This is a genomic window from Porphyromonas bennonis DSM 23058 = JCM 16335 (assembly GCF_000375645.1).
In the GTDB taxonomy this organism is placed as follows: domain Bacteria; phylum Bacteroidota; class Bacteroidia; order Bacteroidales; family Porphyromonadaceae; genus Porphyromonas_A; species Porphyromonas_A bennonis.
Window position 1 is genome coordinate 34,748 of sequence record NZ_AQWR01000009.1, and the last position, 21,786, is coordinate 56,533.

Sequence of the window (21,786 nt, forward strand, 5' to 3'; positions counted from 1 at the left end):
ATTCGATTATCTCTTGACGCCCCGCTTCGCAGCAATGGTCTTGGCAGCGAGATTGAGAGCAAGAATGAGGATCAGGAGGAAGAGGGCGGTGGACCAGATCAGGTCGACGAGGTTGGGGTCGTTGTAAAACTCCCAGATCAACAGGCTCACGGCGGAGGTGGGGCTGGTGACGTCGAGATTGACATACGTGGCGCCGAGAGCGGTGACCATCAGCGGTGCCGTCTCGCCCATCACGCGGGAGATGGAGAGGAGGATCCCGGTGATGATCGCTCCGATGGCGGAGGGGAGCAGCACGTGGAGCATGACGGAGGTGTAGGAGCTGCCGAGGGCGAGACCCGACTCGAGGAGGGAGCCTGGGAGCATATTGAGCGCCTCCTCGGTGCTACGGGTGATCATCGGGATCATCATCAGTGCGAGGGCGACCGCACCGGCGACGGCGCTGTAGCTGTGCATGGCGCGCACCACCCACATATAGACGAGGATGCCGCAGATGATCGACGGCACGCCCTGGAGGATATCGGCAAGCGTGCGGACGAGGACCGCCATCTTCTTTCCTCTATTGATGTGGAGGTAGATGCCGCCGAGGAGACCGAAGGGGATCGAGATGAGCGAGGCGAGACCGACCATGATGAGGGTGCCGACGATGCCATTGAGGATACCTCCCGGGATCGGCTGACCGCTCTGCTTGGCCAGCATCGCCTCGATAGACGAGGGGACGACGCGGGTGAAGAAGTCGAGATTGAGCTGATGCCAGCCCTTGGTGATCAGTTCGATGAGGATCGCCAGGAGCGGGATCGCTGTGGCGAGACTGAGAATACAGACGAGAGCGAAGACGACCCTGCTGGTGACACGGCGGCGCTGCTGGTGCGTGGTTCTCAGGGAGTAAGTCTCAAGGGAGCTGTTGTTACTCATGGCTTAAGTCTGGAGATGATGATCTTGGCGGCGCAATTGATCAGCGCCGTGATGAGGAAGAGGATCAGGCCGATGGCGAAGAGGGCACTGAGCTTGAGCCCCGTCGCTTCGCCAAATTGGTTGGCAATCACCGACGCCATTGTATTGCCGGTCTCGATCAGGTCGCCGCTCTCACTCATGGTGAAGGGGATGTTACTCGTATTACCGATCAGCATGGTCACCGCCATCGTCTCACCGAGGGCGCGACCGAAGGCGAGGGTGTAGGCGGCAAAGATACCCGATGCGGCCCCGGGTAGGGAGACGCTCCTGATCACCTCGAAGCGGGTAGCCCCGAGACCGTAAGCGGCCTCCTTTAGCTCCCCAGGCACCATCGAGATGAATTCGCTCGACAGCGACGAGGCGTAGGGTATGATCATGATCGCGAGGACGATCGAGGCAAGGATGACGCCGAAGCCTTGCCCGCTCCAGCCCCAGACGATCATCAGGTGACGGATGGTGTAGAAACCCCAGAGACCATAGACGATCGAGGGGATCCCCGCCAGCATATCCACGACAGCGCTGACGACGGCGGCAATCTTCTTTCCCCTAAAGTACTCGCCCGAGAAGAGCGCCACGGCGAGGGAGAAGGGGACACAGAGCAGCAGTGCCAGGAGCGAGGTCTCCAGCGTACCGACGATGAAGGGCCAGGCACCGTAGTTCTGCGTCTTGTCGCTCCACTCGCTGCCGGAGAGGAAGTCGAAGAAGCCGAAGTGGCTCACCGCAGGACCGCTCATCGAGGCGAGCGTGTAGACGATTGCGGCAGTCAGGAGGATGAATCCGATGCCGACGATCGTCAGCAGGGCGTTGAAGAAACGGTCTTTTTTCATGGTTCGCTCAGGGGCTTACCCTGGTAGGTCATGGAGGCGATGACGGCTCTCGCCTTCTCGAGGGCAAGGGGCGGGAGGGAGGCGTAGTGGGTCTTGCGTGCCGCCTCGTGGGTCTCCTCGCCGACGATGTAGTAGAGGAAGTCCTGCAGCAGCCGGGCACTCTCGAGGCTTCGGTGGCCGTAGCTCTGCTCCTTGTAGACGATGAGCCAGGTCATCGTGCTGATGGGGTATGCATCGGGGTCGGGGCTATCGGCGATCATCACCCGCGTGTCGTCGGGGAAGTCGCTCAGGTTGGCCGACAGCGAGATGCTCTCCATCGTGGGGGCGATGAAGTGTCCCGAGCGGTTGCGGATCGCTGCTGCGGGGATGCCGAGAGCCATGGAGTACTCCGAGCCGATGTAGCCGATCGCACCGGGGGTGGAGGAGATCACGCCGGCGACACCGGGATTGCCCTTGGCGGCATTGCCCACCTTGATGTCCAGCGTCTTGGCAGCGCCCAGCTCCTCGCGCCACACCGAGTCGACCTTGCTCATGTAGCTCGAGAAGACAAAAGTGGTACCACTCCCGTCCGTACGGTAGATCGGGATCACTCTCTGGTCGGGCAGGGTGACGTCGGGATTGAGCTCCCGGATCGCCGGGTCGTCCCACTCTGTGATCCGTCCGGTGTAGATCCCCGAGATCACCTCGGGCGTGAGCCGAAGCTCCTCGATGCCCTCGAGGTTGTAGGCGATGACGATGCCGCCGATGCAGGTGGGGATATGGATGATCGGCATAGGCATGGCCTTGGCGATCTTCTCATCGGAGAGGAACTCGTCGGTGCCGCCGAAGTCGACCGTCGTCTCAGCCAGATTTCGCTGACCGGCGCCGCTGCCGACACCGCCGTAGCTCACATGGATGCCCTCCGCGTCGCCATACTGCTTCGCCACCTCGATGTAGAAGGGGGCAGGGAAAGTCGCCCCGGCGCCGCTCAGGGTCTTCGTCCCGGCGCAGCCACTCAGCCACGGAAGGAGCACCAGACCCAGCAAGGAGTAGATCAGAAATTGCTTTGCCACAATATAGAATGAATGAGTATCTGTCTCTTTGTGGCAAAGGTACTCAGGTGGTTATACCTTGCTGTTACGGCGGTGTGACATTGTTGTTACAAGGTGGATCGGACGAGTCGGATAAGTCGGACGAGTCGGACAAGTACGCTAGGCGGGATCAGTGCTGCCCTGCATGCGCTCGAGGTTGTCCTCCGTGGTGAGAGCATCTATGAAAGGAGCGATCCCGCCATCGAGCACACTGTCGATGTCGTGGATCGAGAGCCCGATGCGGTGGTCGGTGACGCGGCTCTGCGGGAAGTTGTAGGTCCGGATCTTCTCCGACCGATCGCCGGTGGAGATGAGAGAGCGCCGCTCGGAGGCGCGCTCCGCCTCCTGTCGCTCCCGCTCCTGATTGTAGATGCGGGTGCGTAGCTCCTCCATCGCCTTCGCCATATTTTGCCGCTGGGATCGCTCGTCCTGCGACTGCACGACGATGCCGGTCGGGATGTGCGTCAGCCGAACGGCGGAGTAGGTGGTATTGACCCCCTGACCACCGGGACCAGAGGCGCAGAAGATGTCAGTGCGTATGTCCTCGCTCCTCAGCTCCACATCCACCTCATCTGCCTGTGGCAGCACGGCGACCGTAGCGGCGGAGGTCTGTATCCGCCCCTGCGACTCGGTCACCGGGACACGCTGCACGCGGTGAACGCCGCTCTCGTACTTGAGTCGGCTGTAGACCTTCTCCCCCTCTACGGTAAAGATGATCGACTTGAAGCCGCCCATCGTCCCCTCGTTCATCGATGTGACGTGGCAGCTCCACCCCTGCTCGGCGCAGTACTTCTGGTACATCTTGAAGAGATCCCCCGCAAAGAGTGCCGCCTCGTCGCCCCCCGTGCCGGCGCGGATCTCCATGATCACGTCGCGGGAGTCGTCCTCGTCCTTGGGTAGCAGGAGCATCCTCAGCTCCTGCTCCAGCTCCGGCAGCTGTTCCTCGATCGTCTGCAGATCCTCCCTCGCCAGGTCGGTCAGCTCCGCATCCTCTCCGGCAGCGATGAGCTTCTCGTCCTCATCTCGCTGGTGGAGGAGTGACTCGTACTGCTCCGCCTTATCGTCGATCTCCTTTAGGTCCTTGTACTCTAAGCTCAGCTTGCGGAAGAGCTTCTGATCGCTGATCACCTCTGGGTCGGTCATCCGGATGGTCACCTCGCGAAACTTCGCCCGCAGGGGAGCCAATTGCTCCGCCAGACCCATCATTGGTACTCGAAACTGCCGAGACTACTCTCGATCACCACCTCGCTCTCGTCAGCCTCCTCGACCCGTCCGATGACCTGTGCGTCGATGTCGAAGTGGCGGGCTATGTCGATCACCTCGGCAGCGTACTGCTCGGGGAGGTAAACCTCCATGCGGTGACCCATGTTGAAGACCTTGTACATCTCCTTCGCGGGCGTCTTGCCGTCGCGGAGGATGGTGTCAAAGAGTGGGGGCAGGTCGAAGAGGTTGTCCTTGATGATCTTTTTCCCCTTCACAAAATGCAGCACCTTGGTCTGCGCTCCTCCGGTGCAGTGGATCAGTCCGTGGATCTCCGATCGAAGCTCACGCAGCAGCTCCACCAACACCGGAGCGTAGGTACGGGTAGGAGCGAGGACCAGATGACCATAGTCGATGTCGAGTCCCTCCACACGATCGGTCAAGCTGTGCGAGCCGACGTAGACCACATCGTCCGGCAGGCAGTCGTCGTAGGACTCAGGATACTTTTCCGCATAGTGATGGGCAAAGACGTCATGCCGGGCGGAGGTGAGTCCGTTGCTCCCCATTCCCCCATTGTACTCCGTCTCGTAGGTTGCCTGTCCGAAAGAGGCGAGCCCCACGATCACGTCACCGTCAGCGATGCGAGCGGCATCGATGACCTCCTCGCGCCTCATGCGACAGGAGACGGTACTGTCGACAATCACCGTCCGGACGAGGTCGCCCACGTCGGCGGTCTCTCCGCCGGTATTGTAGATCCCGACGCCGAGGTCCCGGAGTTGCTCGAGGAGCTCGTCCGTGCCATTGATCAGCGCGCTGATCACCTCACCCGGGATGAGCCGGCTATTGCGCCCGATGGTGGAGGAGTGGAGCAGGCCCTGTGTGGCACCGACGCAGAGTAGGTCATCGAGATTCATCACGATGGAGTCCTGCGAGATGCCGCGCCAGACGGATAGGTCACCCGTCTCGCGCCAGTAGAGGTAGGCGAGAGAGCTCTTCGTCCCGGCGCCATCGGCGTGCATGAGGTTGCAGTAGTCCGGGTCACCGCCCATGATGTCGGGCATGATCTTGCAGAATGCCTGTGGGAAGAGGCCCTTATCTATATTCTTGATCGCAGCGTGGACATCCTCCTTGTCGGCAGAGACGCCGCGGCGGCGGTAGAGTTCGTTGGGATTGACGTTGGTCGTGCTCATGATTTCCGTATTACTTCTTACTGTCATTCGGGCGAAGGACATACTCTCCGACAAAGGTAACTCTTTAGAGGGTTAATTCAAATCTTATCCGGACGCCTCTCAGACTAATACCGGTATGAGGCAAAACTATAGTCGGTATTAGTCGAAACTAATACCGGTAATAGTTGACACTAATATCGGTAAAAGAAATGGGCGATCGCGGCCTGCTGACTATCAGTATGATGTGAGCTTCTGTGTCGGAGGCCAAGCAAACAGAGGGCGGTGACCGGTCCTACGAACCGATCACCGCCCTCTGTCTATCGTGGAGCTTAGTCCCTGTCGCTTAGTGCGCCTCCGATGATGAAGGCGATGCTGGTAATGGCAGCCCCACCCAGGGCGCCCATCAGGACGAGGGCCTTGCAGCCTCCCTCCATGGACTCGTCGCCGATGTACCGGCCTAAGCGGCAGAGGCCGCTACTGATCTCATTTGCTCTCATAATGGTTTTATTTCTACTTGGTTACTAAGGTTCTCAGCAAAGTTAGCCATTTGCCCGCTCTTCTCGTGAACTATCTCTGCGGAGCAGATAAGTAGGTGCGGAGGACGATCCTTGAGAGGTATCCATGATGTCGGAGGAGGACTACTTTACTGACAGGTAGGGGTTGTTCTCTCGCGCCTCAGCAGGTAGGGGGATGACGTAGCGAGGGTCATGATCCCTGAGGATCACTTCCTCCCCATGGATCGTCTTCCGAAGCTCCGGCTGACCGGATCGCTTAAAGTCGTACCAGTCGTGTCCGCACTCTTGAGCAAATTCCTTGAGACGCTCACCAAGAATGTATCGGACCATCTCTACGCCATGTAGGGTAGAGTACTTGGCCTTGGCCTGAGGGAGAGCCTCCGGTGACAGCCGCTGGCTCAGCAGGGTTGTGAGCATCTCAGCAGATCTCTCGTCCTCGCCCAGCTTAGAGAGGCACTCAGCCGCCGTCAGGTAGACCTCGGAGCGACGTATCGTGCAGTCGTATGTCTGGCCGACAGCCTTGCGTAGCCTGTAGCCATAACCCTCGTCCACGGGGAAGTACTTGTCTATCCTGAGATCTCCCTCCTCGTAGAGCTCGACTAACTGGTCGGAGAGCTTCTGGGAGAAGCTGATGGTCGTCTTGATAGACGGAGTGAAGCTGATGATGCACTCCTCTGACCTATAGTCCATAGGCAGCAAAGCCTTGTCACCGGTGTGGCGGAGGTCCTCCAGCTTGTCGCTTATACTGAGGACCTTGACAGCGTCATCAAGAGCCTCTCGCCACTCTCCTCGGTAGAGGTGGATCCGAGAGCTGAGCGCATAGATCGCCTCGCCTGAGAAGCGGTAGCGGTAGCGTGGGTCACTGTAGCGATCCACCTGTACCTCCTCCTTAGCAGTGTTGATATCGGCGAGGATCTGATCGTAGAGCTGCTCCAGTGTGGCGGGTGGGAAAGACTGCTCGGTATCGATCGTATTATTGATAGGGACGACAGAGATGTCCTTCGTCGCATCAGACCAGACCGGTCCATACAGATTGGCCAGCTCAAAGTAATAGTAGGCTCGCAGCGCGTGAGCCTCGGCTCGGAGCTGACGGAAGCTGTCTTGCCTGTCGTCCTCCCTCACCTTCTCAGCATCAGCGAGGAGGATGGAGTTGGCAAAGAAGATCCCCTTGTAGTAGGAGTAGTAGGGGTACGACTCAGAGCGTCCACTGTTATTATCAGTGTCCTCCCACTTGTAGATCGTCTTGTAGCTCTCATACTCGTCCAGCCCCATCCCGAAGGGATCCGGCTGTGGATCTATGGTAATGCCCCGCATATTGGTGAGGATATACCCGGGTGCCTGCTTGTACCCATTATTGAGCGTTGCTCGGTATTCTGATGTGGTAGAGGGGATCACCTGCCCCTTGGGGACAATATCTAAGAACTTATCGCATCCGCTGAGGAGAAGCGTCATCAGACCGGTAAGTAGCGCAGGGAGTAAAGTCTTGTGGTAGCTGTTCATATCAGTCATAGATGATTAGAGTGTGACCTGGATACCAGCAGAGATGGTCTGTGCCACAGGCTGGGCAAAGATATTTCCGTAGCTCTCGGGGTCGAAGTAGCCGGTGTAGTCGGTACTGAAGACAAAGGGGTTCTTGAGCTCAAGGTTAAAGCGCACGCGCTCAAGGGGCCAGTCTCCCATCGCCTCCTTGGTGAGGGTGTACCCGAGCCGAATACTGGTGACACGGAGGTAGCTGAGGTGCTTAAACCAGATGTCATAGGCTGAGTAGGTGCCGGCGGGATCGTAGGAGTTGAGCCAGTCGGTAGCGAGATTTTGCTCCGGGGACAGGTCATCGCCCTTTTTCCCAAGGATCTTTGGTAGCGTGCCGCCCTTATTCTCCGGGCTCCAAGCCTCGAAGATATCAGCGGTGTAATTGACCCCGGGATCTACTCTCGTGGGATTGTAGGGCGGCTGCCTCTGAGCAATCTTATCGATGAAGAAGGAGCTGAAGAGTGAGAGGTCAAAGTGCTTGTAGCGAAGCGTCGTCGAGAGACCACCGGTAAACTTCGGGTCCCTGTCGCCGATGTACTCATAAAGATCTCTGAAGTGAGCGTGGTCGAGGTCCGTCACCACATCGCCCCAGATACCGGTGGAGAGGTGATAGAAGTCGGTGTACCCAGCAGTCCCGCCCTCCTTCGTCGCAAATCGCATCAATCCGGTCTCAGGGTCGATCCCGGCGGTAGGGATGGCAAAGGCGGCGTTGACCGGATAGCCCTCCAGCGAGGGCTGGTAGCTATTTTCCGACACGTTATAGGCGAGGACCTTACTCTTATTACGGGAGATATTGAGACCAGTCGTCCAGGTCCAGTCACGAGTGGAGATGTTGGTGGTATTGAGCGCCAGCTCCCATCCCGTATTGGATACCTTACCCCAATTGAGGTTGACGAAGTTAAATCCATTCTCCAGAGGGATCGACTTAATCGATATCAGGTCGTCGGAGAACCTATAGTACCAGTCGAATGAGATGTTGATCCGATCCCATAGACCGAGGTCAAATCCTGCATTCGTGGTGCTGGTCTTCTCCCAGCGGAGGTTTTGATTGGGTGGCGAGGTGACCGATACCAGGGGCTCGTTGATGTTGGGGAAGAAGGAGGTGGTCTTCCACTCTCCCTTCACGAACGGGCTCGTCTCTTTGTCAATATTGCCCTGAAGTCCGTAGGAGGCTCTTACCTTAAGTGTGGTGAGCCAGTCGATATCTCTCGCAAAGTCCTCTGCGCCGGCGTTCCATGCGCCTGAGACGGACCAGAGAGGGAGGTACCGGTACTTAGGATCGACTCCGAAGAGGTTGGAGCCGTCCAGACGCAAGCTCCCGAAGAATGTGTACCTGTCATCGTAGGTGTAGCTGAATGTGGAGAAGAAGGAGACGAACGCATTCTCCACAAACTGCTTGTGGTAGGGGAGTAGGGAGACATCGTTCTTGCCCCCATAGTCCTCCGGGAGGATCAGAGGCTTGGTGGTAAGGCTCGCAGGGTCGAAGCCAAAGCCCTTCGTCCGAATGTTGGTGAAGCTATTACGGCGCAGCTCTACACCCGCCATAAAGTCGAGGTCGTGCTTCTCTGCAAATATGTGGTGGAGGAAGAGCTGATTTTTCCAGTTGTACTGGAAGAAGCGATCGTTCCAATTCTGGATGATACCTCCATCCGGCAGCACCGTCTGCTTTTTATAGATCTTGGAGGCCTTGAATTGGCGGGTGTAGAACGAGTCCTCGTCCCCAAATTGCTCCGTGGCATTATTATCAAACTGTAGTCCCAGCTGAGTGGTGACCCTGAGCCACTGGATAGGGTGGTACTCCAGGTCCAGCACCGCCTTGACGGACTGTCCCTTGAGGGTGTACTGCGTATTCTCCTGCTCCTCTCGGTAGTTGAATGGGATGACCTTGTCCTCCGCATTGACCACATCCGGGTCGTAGATGTACTCTCCCTCCTCATCCAATAGTCTACGGTAGGGATTCACACGCCGGGTGTAATTTTGGGCATTGGAGTACTGACCATTGGCCAGGTAAGTGCTGCGGTCGGTCTGATTGAGGAAAAGACTCAGGCGCGACGTGAGCGACTCTATGGGGCGAAAGTCAATGTTGGAGGTGAGGTTGTACCTATCAAAAGAGGTCCCCTTGGTAGTGCCGTCCTCGGTATAATAGCCGGCGGACAGGTAATACCTGGTCTTGTCGGACCCGCCGCTCAGGCTGAGGCTGTACTGCTGATTGACTGTAGGCTCATAGACCTCTGCAAACCAGTCAGTGCCCCGGCCCCTAAGGGCGTTGATCGCTGCAGTGGCTTCCGGGGTGAGGGCGGACGGACCCTGGGCAATGTAGCCCTCAGTCAGACCATGCCCCTTGATGATCCTTGCCACATCACCATACTCGGAGCGATAGGTGTGGAGAGGATTGCGCAGCAGTCCGAGCTCGAGGTCGACCTTCTGGTCTGCCGTCAGGAGATTGAGCCGATCTGCATTGGGACGCCGGGTGGCAAAGACGTCACCTCGGAAATTGACCACCATCTTGCCTTCCTTGCCTCGCTTGGAGGTGATGACGATGACGCCATTGGCTGCTCGTGCTCCGTAGATGGCCGTGGCAGCGGCGTCCTTTAGGATCGTGATACTCTCGATGTCGGAGGGATTGAGTCCTGCGATGGATGTGTTGTGTAGCTGGTCAGAGATGTCTTGCGAAGCATCGACTCCTCCCGGCACCTGATCTCCGCTGAGCGGGATCCCGTCTAAGACCCAGAGCGGCTCAGAGTTGCCCGTGAGGGAGACGGTACCACGTATGCGGATCGAGCCTGCAGATCCAGGACCACCGGATGAGGGGTCCACCACCACGCCGGCGATCTGCCCTGCGAGCATCTGGTCGACGCTCGGCACAGCCACCTGAGTCACCTTGTCGGCACTGATGGTCTCGACGGACGAGGTCAGCTTGCGTTTCTCGATCTTCTGATACCCGGTCACGACCAGCTCGTCAAGTGTCTCACGATCCTCCTCGAGAGAGATATTGTAGACACCTTTGCCGGGCTCGATGGCTATCGTCTGTGAGACGTAGCCGATGTAGCTGACGATGACACTCTTGACACCCACGGGTATCTTGAGTAGGTAGTTGCCGTCGTAGTCCGTGACGGTGCCTTGCGGCTCAAAGCCCTTGCCGGCACTATCCTCCGGATTGATGAAGACAGTGGCACCGATCAATGACTCTCCGGTCCCCGCATCGGTCACCTGGCCTTGTATGGTTCGGACATTGTCCTGTGCTTGTACGCTCACCGCATACAGTACCATCAGGATGATGCTTAGGGCGATGCGGATCAGTCTTTGTTTCATTTCCATAATCAGTCTTACTGTAGGGCGTAGGTATTACTTATGGAGTGCGTTCTCTATACGCAGTTTCATATCATAGTAGTGTGCTCTTGTAGCCTCATCACCAGAGGAGGTGAGTGGAGAGATCGTCCTGTAGATCCGCTGCATGAGCGCTCTCTTGGCAGAGATGGCATCTGAGGTTCGGTCGCTCAGTGTGCCATTGAAGTTGACCTCTCTCATCACCCCGGCCCTCTCAGCGTTTCGGGAGACAAGTGTCTTGCCGTCTTTCGTCACCTTAGCGGCGGAGACGCTCTCAAGCAGTGTATCGAGGAGGTTCTTCTGCACCCTCCTCTCTGCTACGGTGAGTGGACGCCGTGAGAGGGTAGGGGCAAAGATGGTGGAGAAGATGTCGTCCATAAGGTCGATCGGCTTGTACGCTGAGGCGCCGTTGATCCTCTCATTCTCGGACATCCTGACGAGTCGCTTATTGTCCAGCAGATCCCAGAGCAGGTAGCCCTGCGTGTTGCTGAGTACAAGTGTCGGAGACATCTCCAAAGTGCCGGATGGTGAGTTCTTAAGGGGGTAGGTGTATTTCAGCACCTCAGGCTCACTGAAGAGCCAGTCTGTATCTGTGATTGCCTCCTTAAGTAAAAACTGCACTGCCCGGCGCTGCCTCTCCTTGGGTACAAAGTTGTAGGTCTCCTGGTGATCACCTCTGAGAGGTGTCTCGAGGTACATACCACCTACCATAGCCATCGGGTGGAAGAGAAGAGTATTCCACTGGGCTATGAGGGCGTGGTACATGAGACCCGCCTGCTCGTAGTTTCCGTGGCGCTCTGAGGAGGCTGTCATCGGCAGTATTCTCTTGCAGATACGCTTTAGGTTAGCGATGCCCAGGGTGGAGGCCTCGATGGGGTCGTCTGTCAGATCTTCCGTCTGTGCGCGTGGATCAAGTGCCTGACGGCTGTCCTGTGCCTCGCTGTAGCGGTAGAGGGGACCCCGGTGACTGCTCAGCAGCTCCTTAAGCCCACGTCGCTCGCTGTCCTGGTCGGGATACCACCTATAGCCATACTCAATGGCAAAGAGGTCGTATGGACCGATCTTGGGACCAAATGAGGTGACCCCGTCACCGGGCTGTGCCACATAATTGAATCGTGCATAGTCCATAATGCTGGGTGCCGTCCCATGCTTGGACGTAAAGTCCGGATCCCTCAGGTCTCTCACGCTGTAGGCTGAGGAGGAGGCCATATTATGCCTCAGACCCAGAGAGTGGCCGGTCTCGTGACAGGCAACAAAGCGCATCGCCTCACCTAACAACTCGTCCGGTATGTCCCAGGTGGCAGCCTCGGGACGAGAGGCCCCGGTCTGCAGAGCCATCCACTCCCGCAGGATATTGAGGACATTATGCCACCAGATGATATCGGCCTGGATGATACTTCCGTTACGGGGATCGTACACCGAGGGACCCATGGCATTCTCCTGTGTGCTGGCGATGTAATTGATCTTAGAGAAACGAAGGTCCAGAGGATCTACACTATCAGGGAGGATCTCCGCCCTTATCGCATCTCTGAAGCCTGCTCTCTCAAAGGCCTTATTCCAGTCCTCGATCCCCTTCTTCATATAGGTCCTCCACTTAGGAGGTGTATTCCGATCGATGTAGAAGACGATAGGATGAGTCGGTGGTACCAGCTGACCTGCAAGGTATGCAGTCGTGTCGCTCGGGGCGAGGTGCCAGCGGGTGATCACCTCCTCGCTGATGATGTCATTTCTCTCGTCGGAGTAGAAGGAGCTGGGCACGGTGAAGTAGCCGATCCTCGGACTTAGTCGGCGACCGGCAGTAGGCTCCTGTGGCAGTAGAACAAATGAGGAGGCTGTGCGTACAGTCAAGTACACGGGACCGCTTCCCTCATCGACAGAGGTCGTCAGGTCGGAGACGACAGATAGATTGTCCTCAAAGACGTGACTGCTTACGATCCGTGACAGGTCGCTATCGATCCCCGTGGGGATGTTGATGCCCTGGTAGAGGTGGTTAAAGAGGGTACTCCTGCCGTCGAAGTACTTGGTGACCTTTACCATCACCCTGGTGGAGTCTCCGGAGAAAGCCGTGACCGGGAGCTTACCCATAAATGGGGATCTGTAGTTCTCCAGTACAGATCCTCTGATTGCATCCTCCTCAGGGACCCTGGGAAGAGGCTTGACATTAGTTACATAGAGGTTCTTCTCCCGATCATCGAGAGAGAGGGAGATGAGGATGTTCTCGTAATTGATCCCTGTATTGATGCCGGCATCGTTGATCTCAGGCGGTACCTCCAGCACCCTATTGACGATCAGGAAGTGACGTCCCAGGAGATCCCTCGGGATACTGAAGTAGAGCTCGCCGTCAGCGGTGCGAAAGAGATCGAATAGTCCCTCGCCATACTTGTACTTCTCCACCGCTATCGTGTCGTAGGGGTTGGTCTTTGCCTCGTCAGTCGAGGACCTCTGCTGCTGCATTGCAGCGGTTTTTGATCTCAATAGCGGACGGGACCCACAGCCGGTCAGCTGGAGTCCTATCCCAAGTGTCATCGCACAGATAGCAAGCGTTTTTGCCGAGGAATTCTTCATTTTTCTTGATGGGGTGAATAGATGTTGATGGCTGTGTCGGAGTATCCTTCCGGTATATATCCTTTCTCACACGGAATACAAAAGTAGCGATTCTGGAGCAAGTTCACCAATTATCCCGGCTGAATGTTGCGCCTGGACTACTATCGGTATGAGTCAACACTAATACCGGTATTAGTCGACACTGTTACCGGTAATAGTGAAGTCTAATACCGGTAATAGATCCGGCGGATCGCCTGTTGCTGACAGACAGATGCTTGGAGCATCTCCTGTGCATCTTCTGTAAAGAGACTGTCCGCCCTGAGACTTTGGTGGTGCTCACCGGCGGATCGGGTCTGCGCAGAGGGGTGAGGATTAGGGAAATCGGTAAAAAGGGGGTACCTTTGCACCGCTTTGCGTAGCCTCTGGTGAGAGATATATGTGGCTCACGAATGCTGCGTTTAGTGATTTGACTAATTCATAAAGCTACATTTTTCTGACATGGACTTAATTAAGGCAGTCGAGCAGGAGTTTGCCACCGAGAAGGAGCTCCCCGCATTCAAGAGCGGTGATACGATCTCTGTCAACTATCGCATTACGGAGGGTGACAAGACACGTATCCAGGTCTTCAAGGGCGATGTGATCCGTATCTCCGGTGAGGGCGTCAATAAGCGCTTTACCGTACGTAAGATCTCCAATGGCATCGGCGTAGAGCGTATCTTCCCGATGAACTCTCCTTTCATCGACAGCATCCAGGTACACCGCGTTGGTCACGTCCGTCGTGCCAAGCTGTACTACCTCCGCAGTCGTCGCGGTAAGAGTGCTCGTATCAAGGAGCGTCGTTCCTTCTGATATAGATTCTGTACAGGAAACAAAGAGCTATCGATCAGCATTTGAGTGCCGGTCGATAGCTCTTCTTTTTTTGTAGGGACTAGTGGGACGTCAGTTTCGGCTCTGGGCGGTGGCTTGGGTCGCCCTCGCTGCACTACTGCCTGAGGTGATGGCTCAGGAGGTGGCGTGGATGGGAGACACCGACCTCTTCCTCATAGAGGAGGGGATGATCTCCCTCGCTCCACAGGCACGGGGGCGGGATCAGGCGGTGCTTCGTCGATCCTATTCGCTTCGTAGTGGGGAGTCCGTATCGTGGGAGATGGAGTGCCATTATGATCGGCGTCCATCGAGGTACAATACCTTTGCCCTTGATCTCCTTACGCTCGAGACAGCAGATGGGGTGGTGACTTATACCCTTTGCCCGGATCCAAAAGGGGTGGAGGTACAGCTGCTCCGGACGACCCATCCTACAGGGGGCGCACGAAGAGAGGAGCCTCTCCTGAGGCTGCCTATGGAGCTGCCTGACCAGGAGTGGCGGAAGTTGTCGCTCCGGGTGTTCTATGACGGGAAGGAGTCCATGAGTCTGAGTGTCCTCTCTCCTGAGGGAGGGCTTCGTCGAGCGACGACGGCGATACGGGTGGACAGTAGGGTCGATGCGGTGATGTCGCTTCGGGTCAGCTACACCTCGAGTCGGATGGAGTCTGTCTCCTGGTCGGAGCCTCTGGTCAGGTCTCCTCACCCGGTTGGGGATGAGCTTCGGCTGATCCGGTCTTTGGTGAGGAGTGATGGCAGCATCGCACTTTATCTTAGCCGTTCGGTCGACCTAACTAAGGCGAGGGCGCGGGTGAATGGGCGTGAGGTGTCCCTTGCCTATGGAGAGCGGCTTAGTGTGGTGATCCTTCGTCCCTCTTCCCCTGAGACCGGTGCGCTTGAGATCCGTCTCTCCGGTCTGGAGACTGCAGATGGTTCAGCCGGCGAGATAGAGATGACGGTCGAGCCCTTCTCAGACAAGAGTCGTCACTCCCTCCTGATCTCCGAGATCATGATCGATCCGCCGTCTGTGGGACCGCTAGCGCGGGTGCCGTATGTGGAGATCTGCAATAAGAGCACGTCGCCGATAGACCTGGGACGGGTGATCCTCCGCTACCGAGCGACAGCCTACGAGCTACCCGCAGTCTCTCTGCCTCCGGGGGGCTATGCGGTGCTTCACTCGTCCCGTCAGACTCTCGCTCGGGGGAGATTTGTCAAGGTGCCGATGGATCACTTCCCCTCGATGAGCGGCTCCTTTACACTTGCCCTGGAGGGGCGTGACGGGCAGCCGTACGATAGGGTGGTGGTAGATGACAGGCTCCATGAGCCGGGGCTGCCTAAGGAGGGGCACTCCCTGGAGCGTATCGCATCAGACCCGCCGCAGTGGCGCTACTCCACCGCACCGATGGGAGGCACTCCGGGTGAACCGTCCCTCATGAGACCCTATACTAAGGTCGCACCGGGAGAGCTGGTGGTGAGCGAACTGATGCTCTCGCCGGAGAGTGTCGGGGAGAAGTATATCGAGCTGTATAATAACTCCTCTCATCCTGTGGAGCTGGACGGGGTCTATCTGAGCTACAGAAGCAGTCCCACGTCCTCCTTCTCTCACTGGCCACTGGTAGTATCGCCCTATACGCTGCCACCCGGAGCCTTTACTGTGCTGACCCCTTATCCTCCCGCCCTGGCGCGACTTTATCCGCTCTCAGACCAAACCACATTTGTTGAGCGAATCGACTTCCCCTCTCTCAGTCCAACTTATAGCGAGATTCGCCTGATTGCGCGTGTGGATCGTGAGGTGGTCGATCAGGTGACCTATCGGCGGCAGTGGCTGGGAGATACGACAGCTGACCGGACGAAGTACTCGCTGGAGCGGGTCTCTCCTAAGTCGGATGGGACGAGGAAGAGCTCCTGGCGCAGAGCCTCCGAGGCGACTCGGGGTGGTACCCCAGGCCGTGCCAATAGCGCCTCCGTGGAGAGTGACCCCGCCTCACTCTGGCCTGACGATCCACGACTGACCTACATGCAGATGATGGCACTCCTGCCGATCTATGGAGAGCTGTCGACGCTGGAGCTCTTTACCCTCGACGGGCAGATGATCTATCGCAAGCAGGGGCGGGAGGTGAGTGATCTCCTCCGGAAGCTCCAGGAGGGGCGTGCCCCTCTTCCGACGCTAATCGTGGTGGTCCGGGTCGTCTTTACCCATCCCGATCCGGACTTTGCCCCACTCACTTACTCAGGTAAGTGGGTCCATGCCGGTGCGATGTAAAAAGAGAGGCGAAGCCAGACGGCCTCGCCTCTCTGCGTTTCTGTAATTGCCTCTTACAGCTCGAGGGTAATGCTGCCGTAGACGCCTATGCCGGGACTGTAGTAGTGGCTCCAGCGCTGCATCCTCTGATTGAGGAGGTTCTCCACCGTGAGCGAGACACCAAGATTCTTCAGCACCTTATAGGAGACCTGAGCATCGAGCTTGGTCGTGAAGGGTAGGGTGTAGACCACTTCTTCTCCCTCACGGACTAACTCGCGCGGGAGTAGCTGCTGCATCTTGATCCCTCCTAAGCCAAGGAAGTTAGCGCTCAGTGTCAGATCCTTGATCGGACTGTAGGCGAGGTCTGCCGTCAGCTCAAGTGCGGGTCTGCCGAGTACGCTCTCCATCACCTCGTGATCCGCACTGGTGCCCTCCTCCTCTGCGAGTGCCTGGCGAGCGTAGTGATTGTACTTCACACCGAGCGAACCGCTGAGCCCCTCCGCTCCTACATAGCGAGCACCGAGGCTGAAGTAGCCGTGGCGTACAGACCCTAGATTACGGAGATCAAAGACCGCTACCTCTGCATAGGGCTCTCCTTGGTAGCCCTCCGGTGTGGGGGTGGAGCCGCTCTTGCTCGCAAAGTCGTAGAAGTCCCGGTAGTCGGCAAAACCGCCCTTGAGGTCGAGGGCAAAGCCGTACCAGGAGCCCAGCTCCAGCCCCAGTGCGACGTCGTAGGTCGAGGACTCGATGCCCTGCGCAATGCTCATCGGGTCAGCATACCTATTGATCCGATAGAGGTCGCGCATCGAGAGCATCGACATGCCACCCGTAGCGGAGAGCAGCATAGAAGCCTTGTCGTGCATCCTCCAGCGGAGTAGCGCATCGGGTGTGATCAGCAGCTGCTTGGCGCCCATCGTGGGTAGCTGCACCTTCACCCCCGCCCGCACCTGGAGCGACGGGATGATGTAGTCAAAGTGGGGGACTAGGGTGATGATCTGTGACGCCTTCCCTCCCGCTACTTCCTTATCGAGAGAGAAGCGATTGATCTCGTAGCCGGCGTCGACGCCGAATCTGAAGTCGTTGATCTTAGCTCCATAGGTGAGGCTTCCCTGCACGCCGGCATGAAGTGCATCGCCTCGCCCGTCGATGTAGACCCCGATCGGCTCGCCCTCCCGAGCAGCATTTACATCTGCATTGCGATTGCCGTAGTCGACAGTGGCGCTCAGGCTGTACTCCCAGGTGGAGAGGGCGCTGAGTGGTGCCGGTGAGAGGGAAACACTGAGTCCCGTGCCATAGTAGCTCATCAGCTCGGGCTTCTCGGGAGTGGCGGTGATGAAGTGGTAAGGCAGCTCACCAGACTTTACCGAACTCAGTGGATGTCCATACAGAGAGTGGGCGTGCCCGAAGCCGAATCCCTCGATCTCCAGCATTCGGTCGCTATCGGGTAGCTTCTGAGAGTATCTCACCAGCCCTTCCGTGTCGTGGGTCTCATTGATCGGAGCTTCGTCCAGCCTCCCCTTTTCCCCTATGACGTGTCGGGAGGTGTGGTCAAGGGCGAGCGTGATCGTCCCGTACTCACCGGCTCTGAAGTGAGCCCCGATATTACCTCCGGCCTTGATCGGATAGCCGCCAAAGAGTCTGGCGTAGAAGTGGTGGCTCCCGTACTCAGGGAGGAGTAGGTTCTCGCTCGGTGAGAAGAGCCGAGGTCTCGCCTTCATGCTCAGGCTGTAGCTGTTGCGCGCAAAGTCCAGTGGGTGGAGCTGGCGGGGTGTCTGACCGGCGAGGGGATTGAAGAACTCCTTCTTCGCCTGACCGGTCTCCGGTATGTAGGCTCTCTGCAGGGTCATCGACCGGCGGAGCGTGTCTGCCGGTGTCTGGGCGCTCAGACCGAGGAGCATCGACGATGCTGCGAGCGTGACTAAGAGTTGTCTGATCTTCATATATAGTGGTAGGATCTATCTTTAGGAAAAAATGAGTACGCCGAAGTCAGAGGCGTGAGAGACGCTCATCGATCTGATCAATGATGCCGTCCTGCTGGTCCTTATACCCGGATCGCAGGCTCTCGAGGTAGGTCTTGGCGGTACTCTTGTCGCCGAGACGGACGTAGCTGTCGCTCAGGAGGATGATGGCTCGTGCCAGCCAGTAGCGGCTGTCGGACTGTCCGCTCACCACCTTCTCCATCCGGTCGCGGACCGTCTGGAACTGTCCCTGCTCATAGAGCTCCTCCGCCGTCAGCACGCGGGCAGCCGTCGTCTGGACGGAGGCGGGCAGCTGAAGCACCGCCCGGGCGTAGAGCCACGCCATATCCTTCTTCCCCACCTGGTCGTAGCGGACTGCGGCTGCCGTCATCACCTCAGACTTAGTCTGCGGCGTGAGGTCCCACTTACTCCGAGAGACGTCATCGGCAAGGGCAAGGAGGAAGTCGTAGCTCTGACTCTTCTGCGCGTGGATCGCTGCGGCGGAGATGTAACGGCTGCGGTCGACCTGAGTGCTGCTTTCGTTGGCGAGCCGGAGGGCGACCTCCGCTGCTCGGGCGGAGTTGTCGCTTCGCTCATAATTCTCCAGCAGGAGCAGCTGCACATCGTGGCTCATCGTGGGCTCCAGCTGCATCGCTGCGAGACGCTCGAGGATCGGTGTCGCCTCCCTGTGCCGCTTATTGGAGGAGAGGATCAGAGCCTTGCTGTAGAGAGCCTTGTCGAGATACGCCCCGGAGGGGAAGCGGGTCAGGTAGTCGTCCAGTGCCTTGATCGCCTCGGCGGGCTTGCCCTCGGAGACGATCTTGTCAGCCGCGAGGTAGGTCATCTCGTCCATCTCGCGGTCGGAGATCGCTCCGGTACCACCGATAGAGCGCACCAGGCTATTGTACTCATTCACTCGATTGAGCTGGATACTAAGTGCCTTAAGGTTCTCCAGTGCCGTCTTCGCCGCATCGGACTTGGGGTAACTCCGGATCACCGCCACATAGGCATCCGCTGCCTCGGAGAAGCTCTCCTCGCTCATATAGGTAAGAGCCTTCTGTACGGCGGCCGAGGGAGCAAGCTCGTGACGGGGATAATTCGTCACCACGCGGTCAAACGCCTGCCTGGCGAGGGACTGCCTATTGAGCATGCTGTAGGTCTGTCCCAGCTCGTAGAAGCCCTCTGCGAGGAGTGAGGAAGAGGGGAAGGTCTGCTGCATACGAGAGAGGAGACTGATCTTCCCCTCGTAGTCCTTCTGCAGCCCGAGGACGATGCCACGGTGGAGGAATCCGTAGTCGGACTCTGCTCCCCCGGTTCGCGCTGCCTGGTCGAAGTAGTCTGCTGCCTCGCTGAGTCGCCGCTCCTGTACAGAGATATCGCCGAGGCGATTGAGCACAGCGGTGCGCTCGTTGGTAGAAGGAGTGGTCTGCGATAGGTAGGTCTGGAAGGCGCTCTTGGCCTGGTCGTAATTCTTATTATTGAAGTAGGCGTACCCTAAGGTGTAGTAGGCCTGAGGATTGAGCCTAAGGCTCTCGGGGCGATTGTCGAGATAGGCACGGGTGTCGCTGATCGCCCCCTTGTAGTCTCCCTTGCGGTAGGCAGCCTCTCCGCGCCAGAGATAAGCCTCTGCGACGCTCTCCGGGTCCTCGTTCTTCCCGATGATCCGCCCGTACTGCTCGGTTGCCTTACGGAGGTCCCCACCGGCGAGAGACTGATTGGCCTCTCCGAGTTTCACCTTCTCCCTTACCCTCCTCAGTTCGGGCGGGAGCGGGCTTATCGAGGAGATCTCTCGAAGCACGTCTGCCCGTTTGGGGTCATTGAGGAAAGCGTCACTCAGGTGGGTGATCACCTTGGACCGGTAGGCTCCGGTCGGGTAGCGTCTGAGGTAGGAGGCAAAGCGCTTCGTACCGGCACCGAGACGTCCCTGATGTGCGGCGTAGGCCGCGAGAGCGCCATTGAACTGCGCGTCCTCAGTCAGCGGGGCGTAGACGTCGATCTCTGCTGCCCGGTCAAAGGACGAAAGGGCGCTGCTGCTCTTCCCACTGCTTAGATTCGTGAGCCCAAGGTAGTAGTGCGATAGCTGAGACATAAAGTCCGGCGTGCCGTCATCGACCCGGGTAAGGTAGCCAATCGCTTCTGTCTCGTGGCCCAATTCGTAGAGGTTTTTTCCGAGTACAAGCAGGTCGATCCGTCCCGGTTGCTCAGCCTGTCTCATGTACTGCCGCAGGTAGTCGGTGGAGAGATCGATCCGCCCGGTCATCGCTGCGGCGAGGCCTGCGGTGTGGAGTAGCGAGTGACGGGCGCCACTCTCGGTGGCATCCCGCTTTAGCCCTCTCTGTGCCAGAGTCAGAGCTCCCTCAAAGTCCTCTTGTGAGAGACGCGACTCGGCCACATAGGCGAGCGCCTCAGTGCCGTAGGTGGTGTTGCTGTAAAGTCCTGAGAGGAGCTTCTCTCCCTCGCTCGCCCGATCCGACTTGAGGAGAAGATAACCGCCATAGAAGTCTGCGGCACTGTGGAAGTCTCGGGAGTAGGTGAGCGGGAGGAAGAGCTTGAGAGCCGCCTCCTCGGAGCCGGTCTTCATCAGCGAGTAGGCGTGGTAGTAGTCGATCGCCTGCGCTCTCTCCTCCGGCAGCGCCGTCACTTCGGTTCGGTCCAGCCAGTAGACCGCACTGGAGTAGTCGCCCCGCACGTAGTACCACTCGCCGAGACGGCTCTGGGCATAGGGCAGGAGAGCACTGTGGGGATGTTGCTCGATGAAGTGGAGGAGCCTGAGGTCCGCCTCCTCGGCACCCATGCTACTACGGGCTATGGCGTCGAGGTAAAGCGCCTCCTCGCCCATGATGGGCATACTCCAGGTCTCCTTGTATAGCGGTGCCAAGCTCTCTACGACTCCGGCGTACGCCTGTAGCGACATCGCCTGACGAGCATGAAGTAGGTGCGTCAGTGGTGAGATGGGCTCCTGCGCTACGACTGTGGCAGAGAGTCCCAGGGCTGCCGTGACTAAAGCTAGTATTTTCTTATCCATAGGATCGGAAATGTCTTATGAGATGTAAGTTCTCTCAAAGGTACCAAATTCTGACAGAGCAAGTAGAATAGCAGCAGTTGTGACTAGGGGTGACGCATTTGAGCATTGGGGTAATCATATATACCTAGAGGGCTTATCCGTGAGGCACCCGAAGGGTGCTCGCTCCATAGGCATCGGTCACCCGCGAAGCGGTGACCGATGTACAAAGACCCTTCCCTACCCCCTCGACCCCTTGTGGGTCGCCGAGCAGAGCCTTCAGCGACCCCGCTAGGGTGTCGCACATACCAGTCAGTCAATCAGTGCGACACCCTAGCGGGGTCGCGGGATCGCTTGCAACGCCTGACCCCCGGGTCGTCGGGGCTACGCCCCTCGACCCGGGTCTAAAAAGCGGGCACCCCTGTCGGGGTGCTTCGTTCACCACTCTTTACAATGAGTTGAATGATTTCTGTACCACTCAAAAGCGTCAGCCCTGCAGTTGTGACCAGAGGTGACGGTTTGGAAACCTAAAGTGCTGTTTGTCAGAATTCTTCGGGCGCTTAGCTAAACCACTTACATCCATCCCGGGCA

Annotated in this window: 14 protein-coding genes; 2 read left to right on the forward strand and 12 right to left on the reverse strand. The window is 57.9% G+C overall.

The genetic code is table 11. The features are described 5' to 3' along the window. Positions 1–6 precede the first annotated feature (6 nt). The 10 genes from pstA to B088_RS08765 all read right to left on the reverse strand — a co-directional run bounded on the left by pstA (position 7) and on the right by B088_RS08765 (position 13,224). The gene (gene pstA, locus B088_RS02840; RefSeq protein ID WP_018106894.1) at positions 7–912 is read right to left on the reverse strand and encodes a phosphate ABC transporter permease PstA; all 906 of its coding nucleotides are present in this window, start codon (positions 910–912) and stop codon (positions 7–9) included. Then, positions 909–1,778 carry a phosphate ABC transporter permease subunit PstC gene (gene pstC, locus B088_RS02845; RefSeq protein WP_018106895.1) on the reverse strand — a complete coding sequence of 290 codons (870 nt, stop codon included), beginning with the start codon at positions 1,776–1,778 and terminating at the stop codon, positions 909–911. Before pstC ends, pstA begins: the two co-directional genes overlap by 4 nt. Further along, the gene (gene pstS / locus B088_RS02850; protein WP_018106896.1) at positions 1,775–2,830 is read right to left on the reverse strand and encodes a phosphate ABC transporter substrate-binding protein PstS; all 1,056 of its coding nucleotides are present in this window, start codon (positions 2,828–2,830) and stop codon (positions 1,775–1,777) included. Before pstS ends, pstC begins: the two co-directional genes overlap by 4 nt. 138 nt (positions 2,831–2,968) lie before the next feature. Then, positions 2,969–4,054 carry a peptide chain release factor 1 gene (prfA, locus tag B088_RS02855; protein ID WP_018106897.1) on the reverse strand — a complete coding sequence of 362 codons (1,086 nt, stop codon included), beginning with the start codon at positions 4,052–4,054 and terminating at the stop codon, positions 2,969–2,971. Next, the gene (locus B088_RS02860) at positions 4,051–5,238 is read right to left on the reverse strand and encodes an AIR synthase-related protein (RefSeq protein ID WP_018106898.1); all 1,188 of its coding nucleotides are present in this window, start codon (positions 5,236–5,238) and stop codon (positions 4,051–4,053) included. Before B088_RS02860 ends, prfA begins: the two co-directional genes overlap by 4 nt. A gap of 308 nt (positions 5,239–5,546) precedes the next feature. Continuing rightward, the gene (locus B088_RS08555) at positions 5,547–5,714 is read right to left on the reverse strand and encodes a hypothetical protein (protein ID WP_018106899.1); all 168 of its coding nucleotides are present in this window, start codon (positions 5,712–5,714) and stop codon (positions 5,547–5,549) included. Between the two features lie 141 nt (positions 5,715–5,855). Continuing rightward, entirely contained in the window at positions 5,856–7,241 is a 1,386-nt protein-coding gene (locus tag B088_RS02865) for a RagB/SusD family nutrient uptake outer membrane protein (RefSeq protein ID WP_018106900.1), read from the reverse strand. A gap of 6 nt (positions 7,242–7,247) precedes the next feature. After that, on the reverse strand, positions 7,248–10,580 hold the full coding sequence (locus B088_RS02870) for a SusC/RagA family TonB-linked outer membrane protein (protein ID WP_245546716.1): 3,333 nt from the start codon (positions 10,578–10,580) through the stop codon (positions 7,248–7,250). A 27-nt stretch (positions 10,581–10,607) separates the two neighbouring features. After that, entirely contained in the window at positions 10,608–13,043 is a 2,436-nt protein-coding gene (locus tag B088_RS02875) for a zinc-dependent metalloprotease (RefSeq protein WP_018106902.1), read from the reverse strand. Further along, entirely contained in the window at positions 13,018–13,224 is a 207-nt protein-coding gene (locus B088_RS08765) for a hypothetical protein (RefSeq protein ID WP_245546717.1), read from the reverse strand. The genes B088_RS02875 and B088_RS08765 overlap by 26 nt, the downstream gene beginning before the upstream one ends. 407 nt (positions 13,225–13,631) lie before the next feature. Between B088_RS08765 and rplS the strand changes: the two genes are divergently transcribed. Next, the gene (rplS, locus tag B088_RS02880; protein WP_018106903.1) at positions 13,632–13,982 is read left to right on the forward strand and encodes a 50S ribosomal protein L19; all 351 of its coding nucleotides are present in this window, start codon (positions 13,632–13,634) and stop codon (positions 13,980–13,982) included. Positions 13,983–14,064: 82 nt separating this feature from the next. Then, complete coding sequence (locus B088_RS02885; protein ID WP_018106904.1) at positions 14,065–16,257, forward strand: lamin tail domain-containing protein; 2,193 nt, start codon at positions 14,065–14,067, stop codon at positions 16,255–16,257. Positions 16,258–16,310: 53 nt separating this feature from the next. Here B088_RS02885 and B088_RS02890 read toward each other — a convergent pair whose 3' ends face one another. Continuing rightward, positions 16,311–18,176 (reverse strand): TonB-dependent receptor, encoded by a 1,866-nt coding sequence (locus B088_RS02890; protein WP_026170463.1) that lies wholly within the window; start codon positions 18,174–18,176, stop codon positions 16,311–16,313. Between the two features lie 46 nt (positions 18,177–18,222). Continuing rightward, positions 18,223–21,219, reverse strand: coding sequence for a tetratricopeptide repeat protein (locus B088_RS02895; protein ID WP_018106906.1), 2,997 nt, complete (start codon positions 21,217–21,219; stop codon positions 18,223–18,225). Positions 21,220–21,786 lie beyond the last annotated feature (567 nt).

Coding starts and splice junctions, on each gene's coding strand:
- rplS (WP_018106903.1), top strand. CDS start 13,632: ATGGACTTAATTAAGGCAGTCGAGCAGGAGTTTGCCACCGAGAAGGAG.
- B088_RS02875 (WP_018106902.1), bottom strand. CDS start 13,043: ATGCAGCAGCAGAGGTCCTCGACTGACGAGGCAAAGACCAACCCCTAC.
- B088_RS02890 (WP_026170463.1), bottom strand. CDS start 18,176: ATGAAGATCAGACAACTCTTAGTCACGCTCGCAGCATCGTCGATGCTC.
- pstA (WP_018106894.1), bottom strand. CDS start 912: ATGAGTAACAACAGCTCCCTTGAGACTTACTCCCTGAGAACCACGCAC.
- prfA (WP_018106897.1), bottom strand. CDS start 4,054: ATGATGGGTCTGGCGGAGCAATTGGCTCCCCTGCGGGCGAAGTTTCGC.
- B088_RS02895 (WP_018106906.1), bottom strand. CDS start 21,219: ATGGATAAGAAAATACTAGCTTTAGTCACGGCAGCCCTGGGACTCTCT.
- B088_RS02865 (WP_018106900.1), bottom strand. CDS start 7,241: ATGACTGATATGAACAGCTACCACAAGACTTTACTCCCTGCGCTACTT.
- B088_RS02860 (WP_018106898.1), bottom strand. CDS start 5,238: ATGAGCACGACCAACGTCAATCCCAACGAACTCTACCGCCGCCGCGGC.
- B088_RS08555 (WP_018106899.1), bottom strand. CDS start 5,714: ATGAGAGCAAATGAGATCAGTAGCGGCCTCTGCCGCTTAGGCCGGTAC.
- pstC (WP_018106895.1), bottom strand. CDS start 1,778: ATGAAAAAAGACCGTTTCTTCAACGCCCTGCTGACGATCGTCGGCATC.
- B088_RS02870 (WP_245546716.1), bottom strand. CDS start 10,580: ATGGAAATGAAACAAAGACTGATCCGCATCGCCCTAAGCATCATCCTG.